This is a genomic window from Streptomyces sp. YGL11-2 (genome assembly GCF_050054615.1).
Classification (GTDB): domain Bacteria; phylum Actinomycetota; class Actinomycetes; order Streptomycetales; family Streptomycetaceae; genus Streptomyces.
In genome coordinates this window covers 53,750-69,263 of sequence record NZ_JBNHIN010000026.1, presented here as the reverse complement: position 1 = coordinate 69,263, position 15,514 = coordinate 53,750, and the positions used below count along the sequence as shown (strand labels likewise).

Here is a 15,514-nt window from a genome sequence, read left to right as displayed (position 1 = left end):
ATACCGTACCGGGACGCCGTTGTCAGTGCCGCGGTGCACACTGGCGACAGCTGAGACAACGGCGTCTTGGAGGTGTTCCAGACATGACGGACGTACTACTCGCGGTGGGCACCCGCAAAGGGCTCTTCATCGGCCGCCGGCGGCGCGGCAGATGGGATGTGAGCGGCCCGCACTTCCCCGCGCAGGCGGTGTACTCCCTCGCGATCGACACCCGCCGCGAGCGGCCCCGGCTGCTGGCCGGGGCGGACAGCGCCCACTGGGGCCCGTCGGTGTTCCACTCCGACGACCTGGGTGAGACCTGGCACGAGCCGTCCCGCCCGGCCGTCAAGTACCCGGAGTACACCGGGACTTCGCTGGAGCGGGTGTGGCAGCTGCATCCGGCCGGCCCCGCGGCACCCGATGTGGTGTACGCGGGCACCGAGCCCGGCGGCCTGTTCCGTTCCGAGGACGGCGGCGAGACCTTCACCCTCGTACGGGCCCTGTGGGACCACCCGAGCCGCGAGAAGTGGGTGCCGGGCGGCGGCGGGCTCGCCGTCCACACGGTGGTCACCGACCCGCGGGCCGCCGACGTGGTCACCGTCGCCGTCTCCGCGGCCGGGGTGTTCCGCACCGTCGACGGCGGCGCCAGCTGGGAACCGTCCAACAAGGGCGTGAAGGCCGTCTTCCTGCCCGACCAGCACCCCGAGTTCGGCCAGTGCGTCCACAAGATCGCCCAGGACCCGGTCGACCGCGACCGGCTCTACCTCCAGAACCACTGGGGCGTCTACCGCAGCGACGACGCCGGCGCGACGTGGACGGACATCGGCGGCGGACTGCCCTCGGACTTCGGCTTCGCGGTGGCCGCGCACCCCCGCAGGGGCGATGTCGCCTACCTCTTCCCGATCACCGCCGACAGCGACCGGGTGCCGGCCGAGCACCGCTGCCGGGTGTACCGCACGGGCGACGCGGGCGGCAGCTGGGAGCCGCTGAGCGACGGCCTCCCCGAGGAGGACCACTACGGCACGGTGCTCAGAGACGCCCTGTCCGTCGACGACGCCGACCCCGCCGGGGTGTATTTCGGCAACCGCAACGGCGAGGTGTACGCCAGCGCGGACGACGGCGACACCTGGCGGCAGCTCGCCTCCCACCTGCCCGATGTGCTGTGCGTCCGCGCGGCCGCCGTCGCATGAGCCGGCCGAGGACGACCGGGCGATCCGGCCCAACGGAGCGGAGGTGACGGGGAGTTGTGACGGCGGGCGGTGCGCCCGGTGGGATATCCGGAACCCCGGTCCGGGTCCGGACCGCTGGCCTTCGGTTGAAGGGAAGCGGGCTGCGGCCAGTAGGGTGATCCCGTGGCTGCACGACCTCTCCAAGACATCGTCGAACCAGGCTGGGCCAAGGCACTTGAGCCGGTCGCCGGACAGATCGCCGCGATGGGCGACTTCCTGCGGGCGGAGATCGCCGCGGGCCGGACCTACCTCCCGGCCGGCAACAACGTTCTGCGCGCCTTCCAGCAACCCTTCGATGAGGTGCGGGTGCTCATCGTCGGACAGGACCCGTACCCCACCCCGGGGCATGCGGTCGGGCTCAGTTTCTCCGTGGCGCCGGACGTCCGCCCGCTGCCCGGGAGCCTGGAGAACATCTTCCGTGAGATGCACTCCGACCTGGGGCTGCCCCGGCCGTCCAACGGCGATCTGACCCCGTGGACCCGGCAGGGCGTACTCCTGCTGAACAGAGCGCTGACGACGGCGCCCCGCAAGCCGGCCGCGCACCGCGGCAAGGGCTGGGAGGAAGTCACCGAGCAGGCCATCCGCGCACTGGTGGCCCGTGGGGGTCCGCTGGTGGCGGTGCTGTGGGGGCGCGACGCGCGGAACCTGCGGCCCCTGCTCGGCGACCTGCCCGCCGTCGAGTCGGCGCACCCCTCCCCGATGTCCGCGGACCGGGGCTTCTTCGGCTCGCGGCCGTTCAGCCGGGTCAACGATCTCCTGGTCCGGCAGGGGGCGCAGCCCGTGGACTGGCGGCTGCCCTGAGGCCCGGCGGGGCCGGATTGCGGGCGATAGTGTTCCCGGCATGACGACTGCGAACATCCCTGCGGGTTGGTACGCCGACCCGGAGGGCGCCCCCCACCAACTCCGCTGGTGGGACGGCTCCCAGTGGACGGCGCACACCCATCCCGGGCAGCAGGCGCAGGTCCAGGAGCCGGCCGCGCAGCCGCTGGTACCGCAGCAACCGGCACCGCAGCAGCAGACGCCACGTCAGGCTCCTCCGCAGCAGGTGCCCGAGCAGTACGCGTCGCAGCAACCGGCCCCCGCCCCGTACGGCGGGCCGGGCGTCAACCCGGCCGATCTGCACCATCAGGCGCAGCAGCAGGCCGGTGTCCAGCGCCAGGTGCAGCAGCAGGCCGGCGTCGGGCCCACGGGGCCGGGCGGCGGCACCCTGTTCACCGAGCCGGTGCTGGTGGTCAACCAGAAGGCGAAGCTGATCGAGGTCAGCAACGAGTACGCCGTCTACGACCAGAACGGCAACACCCTCGGCGCGGTCGTCGAGGTCGGGCAGCGCACCGCCAAGAAGGTGCTGCGGGTGGTCTCCAGCCTGGACCAGTACATGACCCACAAGCTGGAGATCCGCGACGCCCGCGGGCAGCCGCAGCTGGTGCTGACCCGGCCCGCGAAGCTGATCAAGTCCAAGGTGCTGGTGTCGCGTCCGGACGGCTCGCCGGTCGGCGAGATCGTCCAGCAGAACGCCATCGGGAAGATCAATTTCGCGATGCTGGTCAACGGGCAGCAGGTCGGCGCGATCAAGGCGGAGAACTGGCGCGCCTGGAACTTCGCGATCGTCGACCACGCCGACACCGAGATCGCCCGGATCACCAAGACCTGGGAGGGCCTCGCCAAGACGATGTTCACCACCGCGGACAACTACGTCCTGCAGATCCACCACCAGCTCCCCGACCCGCTGCTGAGCCTGGTCGTCGCCACCGCGCTGACCGTCGACACCGCGCTCAAGCAGGACGCCCGCGGCCTTGGCTGAGCGCGGCGGCACGGCCGCCGGAAACCCTCGGGGATCCGGGAGCGCCGATCGCCCCGGGGACCTGGTCCTGGGTGTCGACTCGGGCGGATCGGGGCTGCGCATCGCCGTCGCCCGGGCCGGCGACCCGCATGCCCGGCCGCTGGCCACGTACACCTCACGGGAGCCCGTACGCACCGGCCCCGCCGGCATCGACGCGGACCACATGCTCGGCCAACTGCTGCCCGCGGGTGAGGAGTTGGGGCACCGGGTGGGCGGTGACCGGTTCGCCGCGGTGTGCGTGGGCGCCGCGGGTATGGGCACCCTCGGGGACGAGCTACGCGCCCGGCTGCCCGCCGCGCTGGCCGGCGCCTTCGGAGTGCGGCGGCTCGCCCTCGCCGCGGACGCCGTCACCGCGTACGCGGGGGCGCTCGGCCAGCGGCCCGGCGTCGTGGTCGCCGCGGGCACCGGCCTGGTCGCCGTGGGGACGGACCTGACCCCGACGGGCGGTTGGCGGCGGGCCGACGGCTGGGGCCATCTGCTGGGCGACTGCGGCAGCGGTGCCTGGATCGGGCGTGCCGGGCTGGAGGCCGCGATGCGCGCGTACGACGGGCGGCCCGGCGGCTCGCCGGCTCTGCTGGCCCGTGCGGAGGCGGTGTTCGGGCCGGTGGCCGGACTGCCCGGTGCGCTCTATCCGCGGCCCGACCGGCCCGCGGTACTGGCCTCGTTCGCACCCGAGGTCGCGCACTGCGCCACCGGGGACACCGGGGACACCGGGAGCGCGGGAACCGCCAAAGACGCCGTGGCCGCCGGCATCCTGGCCGACGCCGCACGCCATATCGCGGACGCCGCGGCGGCGGCCTGCCCGCCCGGCCCCGGAATGCCCGTTGCGTACACCGGCGGGCTGTTCGCCCTCGGGGATCCCCTGCTCTCCCCGCTCCGTACGGCACTCGCCGAGCGGTTGCCCGGCGCCCGCCCGGTCACGGCCGCCGGCACGCCGCTCGACGGGGCGCTGACGATCGCCGCCGCACTGGCCGCGGGCCGCCTGACGCTGCCCGCCGATCCGAGGTTGTTGCAGATCACACGGCCTGTGGCGGGGTAGCCGCCGTGACGCGCGGGATAAATCGGGACGGATACCGCTCGACCGAACCCTCCCTCGGCGGCGGGACACATCGAGGCGTTAGCATGCGGCGCCATGAGTTCCCCCACTGGGCCCGCACCTGGCTCGCCCGTTTCTGACGCCGAATCCCCGAGCCCGGGAGCCGCACCCGGCCTGCCTGTACGTATGCCGCGCGCGCGGCAGTCCGGCCGCCATCGCAGGCCGGAGCCGCTGGCCGCCCCCGAGGGCGCACCCGCCCTCGTGCTGGCCGTGCCCGGCACCCCCACCGCCGACTCGCGCAGCCTGGCGGAGGAGGTCTCCAGCATCGCCCGCTCCGAACTGCCCGGCCTGGACGCGCGGATCGGTTACGTGGACGGCGGAGACGACGAGTTCCCCTCCCTGGAGGCCGTACTGGCGCGGGCCGCCGCCGAGCAGAAGGCCCCCCCCGCCAACGCCGGGCAGTCCGACCCCGGTCCGGCCGCGGTCGTCGTGCCGCTGCTGGCCGGTCCGGACAGCGCGCTGCTGCGCCGGATACGCCAGGCCATCATGAACAGCGCCTCCGCCGCGGAGCTGACCGACGTCCTGGGCCCGCACCCGCTGCTCGCCGAGGCGCTGCACGTCCGCCTGTCGGAGGCCGGACTGGCGCGCGCCGACCGCGCCCGGCTGTTCACGGTCGCCACCGCGGCGGACGGCATCATCCTCGCCACCGTCGGCGGCGAGGAGGCGGTGCAGGCCGCCGGGATCACCGGCATGCTGCTCTCCGCCCGGCTGGCCGTGCCGGTACTGGCCGCCGGCCTGGACGAGGAGGGCGCCATCGCCCGTACCGCCGAGCAGCTGCGCTCCTCCGGCTCGCAGCAGCTGGCGCTGGCCCCGTACCTGATCGGCCCCGAAATCGCCGACGGCCTTCTGGGGGCAGCCTCGGCGGAGGCCGGCTGCGCTTCGGCCGAGACGCTGGGCGCCTACGGCACGGTGGGCCGGCTGGTGCTGTCCAACTACGCGTCGGCAGTGGGTATCACGCTGCCGGGCCAGGGTGTGGGGGCGCCGGTCCGGTAGGCCCGGCCGCCCGCGCCGCATGCACAGGGGCCGCCGCCGCGCCGATCGCGCGGGGCGGCCCTCGGCGTGTCCGGGGCCGGGTAGGGGGCGGCGCCGCCGGAATCGTCCGGTGACCGACGTCCGGTGGCCTGGTGCGATGCACGGTGCGGCACGTCCCGGCCGGACGGGGCACTGAGCAGCCCAGACGCCGGTCAGGCGGCCCGTAAGGGCGGCGGGCACCCCGCGGGCGTCGGAAGGAGCCGCGGGCGCGCGAGCGGGCGGCTCAGCGCCTTCCGGCGGAGGTCCGCGGGGATGCCCGCACCGCCTCCGCTACGGTCGTGGCGCCGGCTCCGTCCCCCCATCAGGAGGCAGCCCATGACGCACCGCAGCAACGTCGAGGCCGTTCGCGCCTGTTTCGCCGCGTACCTGGCCCAGGACCGCGCGGCCATGGAGCGGCTGCTCGCCGACGAGTTCGTCTTCACGAGCCCGCAAGACGACCACATCGGCAAGGCCGCGTTCCTGGAGGTCTGCTTCCCCACCGCGGACCGGGTCCGCTCCCAGGAGCTCCTCGACACCGTCGCCCTCGACGACGACCAGGTCTTCGTCCGCTACGAGTACGAGCTGAAGACCGGGGAACGCCATCGCAACGTGGAGGTGATGACGGTCCGGGGCGGCCGGCTCACCGAGACGCAGGTCTACTTCGGCGGGCGCTTCCCGCAGGGATGACACCGGCGGGCGCCCGGCCCGCGCCCACGGCCCCGCGCCCAGGGCTCGTCCGGCGGATCAGGGCCGGGCGGCTTCCGGTCCGCCGGGGACGAACACCACGCACGAAGCGGCCGGCGCCGCGATCGAGCCGCCCCGCGCGGGGACACCGGTCTCCGGGTCGAGGGTGAACCACGTGACGTCGCCGGAGCGTTCGTTGGCCGCGTAGAGGTGCCGCCCGTCGGGGTGCAGCGCGAGGTCGCGCGGCCAGTGCCCGCCGCAGGGCACGGTCGTGACCAGGGCGGCGGTCGCGCCGCACGCGTCCAGGGAGAGCACCGCGATGCTGTCGTCGCCCCGGTTGGCGGCCCAGGCGAACCGGCCGTCCGGGGAGACCACCAGGGCGGAGGGGAAGGTCGGCCGGGGTGCCCTCGCTCCGTCCCCGCCGGCGCCGGCCGCAGCCGCCCGCGTGTCCGGAAGGAGGCGGGTCTCCCCCAGGGGCGTGAGCGTGCCGCGGTCCGCGTCCCAGCGGCAGAGGGTCACCATCGGGTCGAGTTCGTTGATGACGCAGGCGAGGTCGCCGCGCGGGTGGAAGGCGAGATGGCGCGGCCCGCTGCCGGGGCGCAGCCGTGTCTCGCCCCGTACGGTCAGCTCCCCGCTCGCGGCGTCGAGCGCACAGACCCGCACCGAGTCGGTGCCCAGGTCGACACCGAGCAGCCAGCGGCCACTGGGGTCGGGGCGGACGGCGTGCGCGTGCGGGCCCTCCTGGCGGTCGGCCCGGGGGCCGCTGCCCTGGTGTTGCAGGACCCGGGCCGGGCCGCCGAGCGTGCCGTCGGCCCGGACGGGGAGCGTACTAACGCTGCCGGAGCTGTAGTTCGCGGTGACCAGATGGCCCGCGGCCAGGGTGAGATGGGTGGGATCGGCGCCGCCCACGGGGACGGCGGGCGCGCGCAGTACGGGTCCCTCGGGCGTCAGGGCGAAGGCGGCGGCAGCGCCGTCCGGGGTCTCGCTGACCGCGTAGAGGTGCCGGCCGTCCGAAGCCGGCGCCAGGTAGGAGGGGTTGGCGAGGGCGTCCGTGGAGTGCAGCGGGGTCAGCGCCCCGGACTCCGGGTCGACGTCCGCGGTGGTGATGCCCCGCCCGCCGGCCGTCGTGAACGATCCGATGCAGGCCCGGTACGCCCGCCGCCCGCCCGGCGCCGTCCCGTCCGCTGCCGCCTGCGCCGTTGACCGGGTCGTCCCCACTGGTCGCCGCCCTTCGTCCGCCTGCCGGTTGGCGGCCACCGCCCCGGGGGACGCCGTGGTGGCGGCCGGGGAGTGCCCCGCTGTTCCGGCGACGCTAGCAGCGCCGGGCAGGTAGCGTGCCGGGTTGGCCGGCAACCGCCGTCCCGCGCCCGTCAGGACGCCGCGAACGGCGCCCGCGGTGCGCTGCGTACGGGCTGCGCCAGCGCGGTGAGCGCCGACTCCAGGTTGTGCAGATGCGCCAGCGCCCGCTCGGCGCCGGGGTGGTGGGCCGGCGCGGCGGCCGGCCCACCGGGCGCGGTCGCGGACTCCCCGCCGGGCGCGAACAGCGTGCCCACCACGGCCTCCACGCGCTGGCAGGCGGCGATCAGCCGGGCGTCGTGCGAGGCCGCCGGATCGGCCGCCACCTCGGCCAGGCCCCGTACCTGCGCGGCGCACTCGTCCAGGTAGGCCACGACCTGCCGGGCGCGCGCCTTGCGGTGCCGCAGCGGGTTGAGCGGGTGCAGCAGTGGTACGAGCGACAGCCGCACCCGGCCCAGGATCGCCTCCAGCTCGGCGACCAGCGGCGCCGGATCGGCATCCGGATGTCCCGCAAGCCGGGCGGCGGCCTTCGCCGTGCAGGCGTGTACACACCGCACGGCCTGCCCGACCCGCTCGTCGGTGACGGAGTGCGTGGTCACCGGCAGGACGAGGAGCGCCGCGAGCAGAGCGCCCAGGGCCCCGACGGCCGTCTCGCCCACCCGCAGGGCGAGCAGCGCCGGATCGAGCACGCCGAGCAGCCCGTACAGCATGCTCGCCATCACGGTCACGGCGAGCATCATCCAGGTGTAGGAAACGGCGGCGGAGTAGAAGATCCCGAAGACGCTGAGGGCGACGATCACCGCCGCCGCGATCGGCTCGTCGTGCAGCGGAACGGCGAGGGCGAAGCCGAGCACGACCCCGAGCACCGTTCCCAGGAACCGTCGGAACCCGCGCACGAGCGTCTCGCCCCGCGAGGTGGTGTTCACGAACACCCACCACGTGGCGCCCACGGCCCAGTACCACCGCTGGTCGGACAGCACCTGCCCGACGCCCAGGGCGAAAGCGGCCCCCACGGTCGCCTGCACGGCCTGCCGCGTCGTGATCCGCGCGAGCCCCGTCCCCCCGGCCGGTGCGGCCAACGGGGCGGGCGCCGGCAGCCGCCGTTCGTAGCACCACGCCCCGAAGCGCACCACCGACGACGCCGCGAGCCCGAGCAGCACGGCCGTGGACGACTCGGGGAGCTGGCCGGGAGCGGTGTGCAGGAACTGCGCGGCAAAAAAGATCATGAAGGCGAACACGCCCAGCGAGTGCCCGCGCGGCCCCCACCGGCGCGCGTACACCCCCGCCCCCACGACGGCCAGGAACGCCAGGTCGCGCGCGAGGGGCACGTCGTGCAGCAGGGCCGCGAGCGCGAGCAGCGGGAGGCCGACGACCGGCAGCAACGCGGTCGTCACGGCCTGGCCGCGGACCGTCGGATCGGTCACCGTGAACAAGGCGAGCAGCGCGGCCAGACCACCGGTGATCGCGGCGACCAGCGCATGCCCGGCCAAGCCGCACAGCGCCACGGCGAGCCCGACCCCGACCACGGCCCGGGCCGCGGAGCGCAGTCGCATACGCCCCGGATCCGGCGCCATGAACGCCTTCTTCAGCAAGTCGTCCCGACCCTTCCGCACACAGGTGCACCGCGACATGAGAAAGGCGCCGCGGGGATCCGCAGCGCCATCGACGCCTACATCTCAGCACCTGGGCGGCCGATTGCTCAATAGGCACTGCCACCACTGGGCCAATGGTCCAGCGAGAGCCGCTCCTCTCCTGCCATCGACGGACCAATGGAACACTCACCGAGACACTTCGCCACCGTCCGGCCCCCAGCCGCTCCCCCGCACACCCTCGCCGGCGGAGCCGCTGCCGCCCCCACTCCGCCACCTCGGCCGCGTCGCGCACGCCCCGCCCGGGACACCCGCCCCCGGCTCCGGCCATGACCCGGCGTCCGCCTGCCCGGCCTCCTCGCTAGCGGGGGTCGCCCGCGGAACCGGCGGGCACCCCGGAACCGGCGGGCGCCGAGGTCGCCGTTCGCCGCTGCCGGTAGGCCCGCTGCCGGCAGGCGCGCGAGCAGTAGTCCCGTGGCCGCCCCCGGCGCGTCCCGTCGAACGCGGCGCCGCAGACCGAGCATCGCCCTGCACTGGACTGCACCGCACTTCCGTCACGCTTTTCGTCACGGTGACGCCGGACGAGCAGTTCGACGCCGTCGAGCGTGCGGGCCAGACCGAAGTCGAAGGGGTCCTCAGGCTCGTCGAAGCCACCGGCCTGCCACAGGCGCCCGAGCGCGGGGTACGGGCCCATGCGCTCGATCAGTTCCTCCTGGCCGCGCCACCACTGCGCGTTCGAGACGCCGGACTCCCGCTCCTCGCGCAGGACTTCGTGGACCTGCAGGGCAGCGGTCTTCACGAAGCCCCCGACCAGCAAGACCACCGCGACCACCTCGGAGGCCCGCAGCCCCGTCCCCTCGGCGATCCGCAGCGCGCGGTCGTAGTCGGCCATGATGTTCGGGCCGGGCAGCCGGCGGCTGCCGGCGGTGTGCACGAGCCACGGATGCCGCAGGTGCAGGGCCCAGTGCGCGCGGGCCCACGCCTCCATGCCGGCGCGCCAGTCGCCGTCCTCGGGCCCGGCACGGTCGGGCGTCGCCAGGTCGAGTTCGCCGACCACGGCGTCCCGCATCAGCTCGATCAGCTCCGCCTTGCCGGGCACATGCCGGTAGAGCGACATCGTCGTGAAGCCCAGCCGCTCGGCCACCCGCCGCATGGACAGCGCGGGCAGCCCCTCGGCATCGGCGACCTCGATCGCCGCCGCGACGATCCCGGCCAGGCTCAGCCCCGCCCTGCCGTGGCTCCCCTTGGCGCCCCAGAGCAGTTCGACGGTGCGTCCGGGATCCGCCGCCGCGTTCTCCTCGGCCATGCGCACTCACCTTCCCATCCTTGACGCCCACCCTAGCCCGGCGTTTATGGTGTATGCCGTCGTGTACAACATAAACCTCCTCGGGGGAAGGTACCTCCATGCTCGACGACCAGCCCGACCAGCTCCACGTCGCACCCTGGGGCCGCGACTCCTGGCCCGGCACGCTCGACCGGCCGTTCGCCACCCTGCCCGCCGCACAGCGGGCCGTCCGCGCCCGCACCGCGTCACTTCGCTCCGACCTCGTGGTCAACCTCCGCGCCGGAACGTACGTCCTGGACACCCCCTTCACCCTGGACCCGGCCGCGGGAGACTCGGGCGAGAACGGCCACCGGGTCGTCTACCAGGCCCACGGCTACGGAACTCCCCTCCAGGAGACGGCCGTTGTCAGCGGCGGCCGGGTGATCACCGGGTGGCGTCCCGGCGAGGTGGACGGCGCCTGGCAGGCCGAGGTGGGTTCGCTGGAGACCCGGCAGCTGTATGTGAACGGCCGCCGAGCGCCCAGGGCCTCGCTCAGCCCCGGCATCCCGGGCAGCGTGACGAAAACCGAGACTGGTTACGTCACGGACAGTACGGTGCCGCAGCGCTGGCAGGACCCGACGAGCATCGAGTTCGTCTTCCCGTGGGTGTACCCGTGGTCGGAGGCCCGCTGCCGGGTCGCCGGGATCACCGGCGATGCGCGGTCCACGACCATCACCCTCGTCCAGCCCGCCTTCGACCGGGCCCGCGAGCTCTACACCGCCACCTGGGTCGGCGACCGGACGGCGAGCGCCGAAGGCGGCCGGGACACACGGTGGGACGGCCTGGCCCGGCCGAGTGCGGCGGAGAACTGCGTGAGCTTTCTGACCGAGCCGGGCACCTTCGTCCTCGACCGGCGCACCCCGGGGCGCCACGTCCTGAACTATCTGCCGCTGCCCGGTGAGGACCCGGCCGAAGCCGAAGTCGTCGCCCCCGTCCTGGAGAAGCTCGTCCTCGGCCGGGGAACCGAGGAGAACCCGCTGCACGATGTGACGCTTCGGGGCCTGACCTTCTCCCACGCCGGCTGGACCGAACCGGACGGACCCCACGGGTTCCTGCATTTCTTCGCCACCACCTACTACGGCGGCGGGGAACTGCAGAAGGTCGAACTCGCGGAAGGAAAAGCCCACTTGACGATCCCGGCAGCACCCCGGTTCCTGCCCGCCCACGTCGAGTTCACCGCCGCCGTGCGGGTCGCACTTCACGACAACCGGTTCGCCCTGCTCGGCGCCGGGGCGATCGGCTTCGCCGGGGGCCGCGACAACGCGGTCGTCGGCAACCACATCGAGGACGTCTCCGGAAGCGCCGTGACGGTCGCCTCCGGCACCGGTACCCGCATCCGGCACAACCTGATCCACCGCATCGGCCGCGAGTACCACGGCTCCCCCGCGATCTGGGTGATGGACGCACACGAGGTGACGGTGGCTCACAACGAGATCCACGACGTGCCCTACAGCGGGATCGTGGTCACCGGGGGCAGCCGGGCCGCCCGGGTCCGGATCACCGAGAACCTCGTCCACCGCACCATGACGGTGCTGGCCGACGGCGGCGGCATCTACCTCAACGGCAGGCAGGGGACCTCCTACACCGACGGCACCCTGGTACGGGGCAATGTCGTCCGCGACACCGTCACCCCCTACAACTTCGGCCTCTACACCGACTACGGTGCCGCCTGGGTCACCGTGCAGGGCAACGTCGTCCACCGCGGCGACACCCCGATCGTGCTGCGGGTGACGCCCCCTCTGGAGAACGTGACCTTCCGCGACAACTTCTGGGACGACCACCCCGCCGGGGCCGACACCCCGCCGAGCGGAGTCACCCTCGCCGGGAACACGGTGCTGCCGAAGGACGGCTTCGAGGAGGCGCTGGCCGCCGACCCCGCCGGAGCCGCCATCCTGGCGTCCGCGGGCCGGGGTGCTCCGCCCGTCGGCCCGCCACCCGGCCGGGCCGGGTGACCCTCCCCCGGGGGCAGGCCGACGCCGATCCGGGAGCAGCGCCAGAGTGTGAGGCTTCGCCGCGTCGAGCGTATCGTTGAGTGAAGACATCAGTGCAGTTCCGCTGAGGGAACGAAAACCCGGCCGAGCGGCCGGGGACCTGATGCGGGCTGATTTCGCCTGAGCCGCACGTGTGGCCTGAGGGTTGGGAAGACAGACGCCCGGGCGAGGTCGCCACGTCGGTGTCGGGGACCAGAGGTGCGACCGCATGCCGCGGCGGGGTCGCCGGCGACGCCTGTCCGCCCCCTCACCCCCGTCGGTTCACGACGTGTGGGCCGGCGTGGCGATCAGCGTCGTCCGGCGTCCCCGGCGTACTCCCAGCGAATCGGAGATGGTGTCGTGCGCACATGTGCACTGTCGGTCACGGCCCCGTGGGGCCCGCCCGGGGACACGGTGCCGGATCCCGGGCAACCGGCAGGCGTTCGACGGTGGGTTGACGATGCCGGTTCCATCGGCGCGGGTCAGCGCTTGGCCGGTCACGACGGAACCGCTGCCGTCCGGCGCCGTCTGCTGTCCGTTGTTCGCGGCCGCCTGCCACCCGGCCGCAGGTGTCAACTCCCCTGCAGCCGCTCGGCGTCGCGCCTGTCGTCGATGCCGCGGTACGGACTCGGCCCCAGCGGCGGCGGTCGCTCCGGGCGGCGGCCGGAGCGACCGCCGCAGTCCCGTCCCAGCAGTTCTCGGCCAGCAGAGAGAAGACTGTGAAGACCGAACCGCGTGGCGCACCGATCGACCACACCAGCGTGGATTGCCTGCCCGACCTGCTGAAGCAGCAGGTCGCGGCACGGCCCGATGCCGTCGCGGTGGTCTGCGGCGACCGGTGTCTGACGTTCCGCGAGCTTGCGGAGTCGGCTCGCCGGCTCGCGGCGTGTCTCGGTCGGCTCGGTGCGGATCCGGAGCTGAGCGTGGGGGTGTTCGTCGAACCGTCCCTGGAGCTGATGACCGGGGTGTGGGGCATCCTGTTCGCCGGAGCCGCTTATCTGCCGCTGTCGCCGGAGTACCCGGAGGACCGGCTCCGCTACATGATCGACGACAGCCGGACGCGCGTCATCGTCACGCAGGACCACCTGGCGGCCCAGCTGGCCCAACTGGCCCCGGCAGGCACCCGGATCGTCGTCCCGGGCGACGTGCAGGACCACTGGACCGCGCGCGCCCCGGTGGCGGTGCGGCCGGACTCGCTGGCGTACGTCATCTACACCTCCGGCAGTACTGGCAGACCGAAGGGGGTGATGATCGAGCACCGCAGCATCGCCTCCCAGATGCGGTGGATGCACGCCTACGGGTACCTGGGCCAGGACGTCAGCGTGCTGCAGAAGACGCCGATGAGTTTCGACGCGGCCCAGTGGGAGATCCTCGCCCCGGCCGTCGGCAGCCGGGTGGTCATGGGCACACAGGGCATCCATCGGGACCCGCAGGCCCTGGCCGCCGCGGTGGTCGCACACCAGGTGACCACCCTGCAGTGCGTGCCCACGCTGCTGCAAGCGCTGCTGGACACCGAGGAGTTCGGGCTGTGCACCTCACTGCGGCAGGTGTTCTCAGGGGGTGAGGTGCTGTCGTGGCGGCTCGCCCGTGCCGTGGCCGACGCGCTTCCCCGGGCCTCGCTCGTCAACCTGTACGGGCCGACGGAGGCCACCATCAACGCCACCGCCTGCCCGGTGGACCCGGACGCGGCCGGCGACGGCACGGGCAGCGTGCCGATCGGGGCGCCGGTCGGCGACACACAGTGCTTCATCCTGGACGCCGACCTGGTGCCGGTGGGCATCAACGAGACGGGCGAGCTGTACATCGGCGGCACCCAACTGGCCCGCGGGTACCTGAACCAACCCGAACAGACCCGGGAGCGCTTCATCACCTCGCCGTTCATCCCCGCCGAACGCCTGTACCGCACCGGCGACCTGGCGTACTGGAACCCCGACGGCACCCTCCAGTTCGCCGGCCGGATCGACAACCAGGTCAAACTGCACGGCTGTCGCGTCGAACTCGACGAGGTCGCCCTGGCGGTCGAGGAGCACATCTGGGTCCGGCGCGCTGCCGTGGTCGTCGCCGACAACCCGCGCACCGGCTCGGCGAGCCTGGTCGCCTGCGTCGAGCTGAACCCCAACGAAGCGGCACTGATGGACCAGGGCAACCACGGTGCCCACCACCAGTCCAAGGCCAACAGGCTTCAGGTCAAGGCCCAGTTGTCCAACCCGGGTCTGCGCCGCCGCGAGCAGCTCGCCGGGCGGCCCGTGGTGGAGCTGCCCGGCAGGCAGGAGACGCCCCGGCAGCGCAGGGAGGTCTTCGCCCGCAAGACCTACCGCTTCTACGACGGCGCCCCGGTCACCCGGACCGCCGTGCTGGCCCTGCTCGCCGAACGCCCGGCCCGCGGCCCGTCCCGGGGACTGGACGAGCTGACGTTCGCGGAACTGGGCGAGCTGCTGCGCTGGTTCGGGGCGTACCACAGCGACCAGCGGCTGCTGCCGAAGTACGCCTACGCCTCCCCGGGGGCCCTGTACGCCACGCAGCTGTACCTGGAAACCGACGGCGGAGCGGCGGGACTTGAGCCGGGCACGTACTACTACCACCCCGTCGACCACGCCCTGGTGCGGACCGGCCCCCCGTCCCGCCGGTCGGAAGGTCATCTGTCGGTCCACTTCCTCGGCTGCAAGCAGGCCATCGAACCGGTGTACAGGAACAACATCCGGGAAGTTCTGGAGATCGAAGCCGGGCACATGGCCGGTCTCTTCGAACAGGTGCTGCCGGAGTACGGACTGACCATCCGGCCGCTGGCCCACGACGGGTCCGTCAAGGACCTCCTGGACGTCTCCGACGAGGACTACTACCTGGGCACGTTCGCCATCCGCCCCGCCGGCGGGGAACCGTGGCCGGACCCCACCGAGATCTATGTGCAGGCACATCCGGGACGCGTTCGGGACCTGCCCGCGGGCCAGTACCGCTACACCGGTGGCGAGTTGGAGCGCATCTCGGGTGAACTGGTGCTGCCGAAGCATGTCATCGCCATCAACCAGCAGGTCTACCGGCGCGCGAGTTTCGGCATCACCGCGGTGAGCCGCGCCGACCGGCCGTGGCTGGAGTACCTGGTCCTGGGCAGGAAACTCCACCACCTGCAACGCAACGGCCTGCGTCTCGGCCTGATGTCCTCGGGATACAGCTCGAAGACCGGCCGTCCGCTGCCCGCCGCCCGACGCGTCGAGGACATACTGGCCTCCTGCGGCATCCCCACCGGCCCCACGTACTTCTTCCTCGGCGGCAGGGTCAGCGAGGAGCAGATCCGTAGCGAGGGCATGCGCGAGGACGCCGTCCACATGAAGGGGCCGGCCGAGATCATCAAGGACGAGCTGGTGCGCATCCTGCCCGACTACATGGTCCCCGACCGGGTCCTGGTGCTCGACAGGTTGCCGCTGACGGCGAACGGCAAGGTCGACGGCAGGGCTCTCGCCTCCTTCGACCAGGTGCGGTCCGCGGACCGCACCACCCC

The 15,514-nt window shown here is 73.4% G+C and carries 11 protein-coding genes; 8 read left to right on the top strand and 3 right to left on the bottom strand.

Annotated elements, in window-relative coordinates:
• Nucleotides 1–83: 83 nt before the first annotated feature.
• The 6 genes from ACO1BR_RS26700 to ACO1BR_RS26675 all read left to right on the top strand — a co-directional run bounded on the left by ACO1BR_RS26700 (nt 84) and on the right by ACO1BR_RS26675 (nt 5,842).
• On the top strand, nt 84–1,169 hold the full coding sequence (locus tag ACO1BR_RS26700; RefSeq protein ID WP_426797639.1) for a WD40/YVTN/BNR-like repeat-containing protein: 1,086 nt from the start codon (nt 84–86) through the stop codon (nt 1,167–1,169).
• A 162-nt stretch (nt 1,170–1,331) separates the two neighbouring features.
• On the top strand, nt 1,332–2,009 hold the full coding sequence (locus ACO1BR_RS26695) for a uracil-DNA glycosylase (RefSeq protein WP_159506923.1): 678 nt from the start codon (nt 1,332–1,334) through the stop codon (nt 2,007–2,009).
• Nucleotides 2,010–2,049: 40 nt separating this feature from the next.
• Nucleotides 2,050–3,009, top strand: a complete 960-nt coding sequence (locus ACO1BR_RS26690; RefSeq protein WP_426797638.1) for a phospholipid scramblase-related protein — start codon at nt 2,050–2,052, stop codon at nt 3,007–3,009.
• Nucleotides 3,002–4,087: an N-acetylglucosamine kinase gene (locus ACO1BR_RS26685; protein WP_426797637.1), complete on the top strand. Its 1,086-nt coding sequence runs from the start codon at nt 3,002–3,004 to the stop codon at nt 4,085–4,087. Before ACO1BR_RS26690 ends, ACO1BR_RS26685 begins: the two co-directional genes overlap by 8 nt.
• 93 nt (nt 4,088–4,180) lie before the next feature.
• Entirely contained in the window at nt 4,181–5,137 is a 957-nt protein-coding gene (locus ACO1BR_RS26680) for a sirohydrochlorin chelatase (RefSeq protein WP_426797636.1), read from the top strand.
• A gap of 354 nt (nt 5,138–5,491) precedes the next feature.
• The gene (locus ACO1BR_RS26675; protein WP_426797635.1) at nt 5,492–5,842 is read left to right on the top strand and encodes a nuclear transport factor 2 family protein; all 351 of its coding nucleotides are present in this window, start codon (nt 5,492–5,494) and stop codon (nt 5,840–5,842) included.
• Between the two features lie 57 nt (nt 5,843–5,899).
• Here the strand turns inward: ACO1BR_RS26675 and ACO1BR_RS26670 are convergent, their stop codons facing one another.
• From ACO1BR_RS26670 to ACO1BR_RS26660, 3 genes are all read right to left on the bottom strand, one after another.
• The gene (locus tag ACO1BR_RS26670) at nt 5,900–7,057 is read right to left on the bottom strand and encodes a lactonase family protein (RefSeq protein WP_426797634.1); all 1,158 of its coding nucleotides are present in this window, start codon (nt 7,055–7,057) and stop codon (nt 5,900–5,902) included.
• Between the two features lie 152 nt (nt 7,058–7,209).
• Nucleotides 7,210–8,727 (bottom strand): FUSC family protein, encoded by a 1,518-nt coding sequence (locus ACO1BR_RS26665; protein WP_426797696.1) that lies wholly within the window; start codon nt 8,725–8,727, stop codon nt 7,210–7,212.
• A 358-nt stretch (nt 8,728–9,085) separates the two neighbouring features.
• Nucleotides 9,086–10,030 (bottom strand): TetR/AcrR family transcriptional regulator, encoded by a 945-nt coding sequence (locus tag ACO1BR_RS26660; protein WP_426797633.1) that lies wholly within the window; start codon nt 10,028–10,030, stop codon nt 9,086–9,088.
• A gap of 98 nt (nt 10,031–10,128) precedes the next feature.
• On the opposite strand from ACO1BR_RS26660, the gene ACO1BR_RS26655 reads away from it, so the two are divergent.
• Both ACO1BR_RS26655 and ACO1BR_RS26650 read left to right on the top strand, forming a co-directional pair.
• On the top strand, nt 10,129–12,000 hold the full coding sequence (locus ACO1BR_RS26655; RefSeq protein ID WP_426797632.1) for a right-handed parallel beta-helix repeat-containing protein: 1,872 nt from the start codon (nt 10,129–10,131) through the stop codon (nt 11,998–12,000).
• A 737-nt stretch (nt 12,001–12,737) separates the two neighbouring features.
• The coding region (locus ACO1BR_RS26650; RefSeq protein WP_426797631.1) for an amino acid adenylation domain-containing protein at nt 12,738–15,514 on the top strand (2,777 nt) is incomplete at its 3' end.

Excerpts from the sequence above, each read along its gene's own strand:
- ACO1BR_RS26700 (WP_426797639.1), top strand. The coding sequence starts at position 84 with ATGACGGACGTACTACTCGCGGTGGGCACCCGCAAAGGGCTCTTCATC.
- ACO1BR_RS26690 (WP_426797638.1), top strand. The coding sequence starts at position 2,050 with ATGACGACTGCGAACATCCCTGCGGGTTGGTACGCCGACCCGGAGGGC.
- ACO1BR_RS26680 (WP_426797636.1), top strand. The coding sequence starts at position 4,181 with ATGAGTTCCCCCACTGGGCCCGCACCTGGCTCGCCCGTTTCTGACGCC.
- ACO1BR_RS26675 (WP_426797635.1), top strand. The coding sequence starts at position 5,492 with ATGACGCACCGCAGCAACGTCGAGGCCGTTCGCGCCTGTTTCGCCGCG.
- ACO1BR_RS26660 (WP_426797633.1), bottom strand. The coding sequence starts at position 10,030 with ATGGCCGAGGAGAACGCGGCGGCGGATCCCGGACGCACCGTCGAACTG.
- ACO1BR_RS26655 (WP_426797632.1), top strand. The coding sequence starts at position 10,129 with ATGCTCGACGACCAGCCCGACCAGCTCCACGTCGCACCCTGGGGCCGC.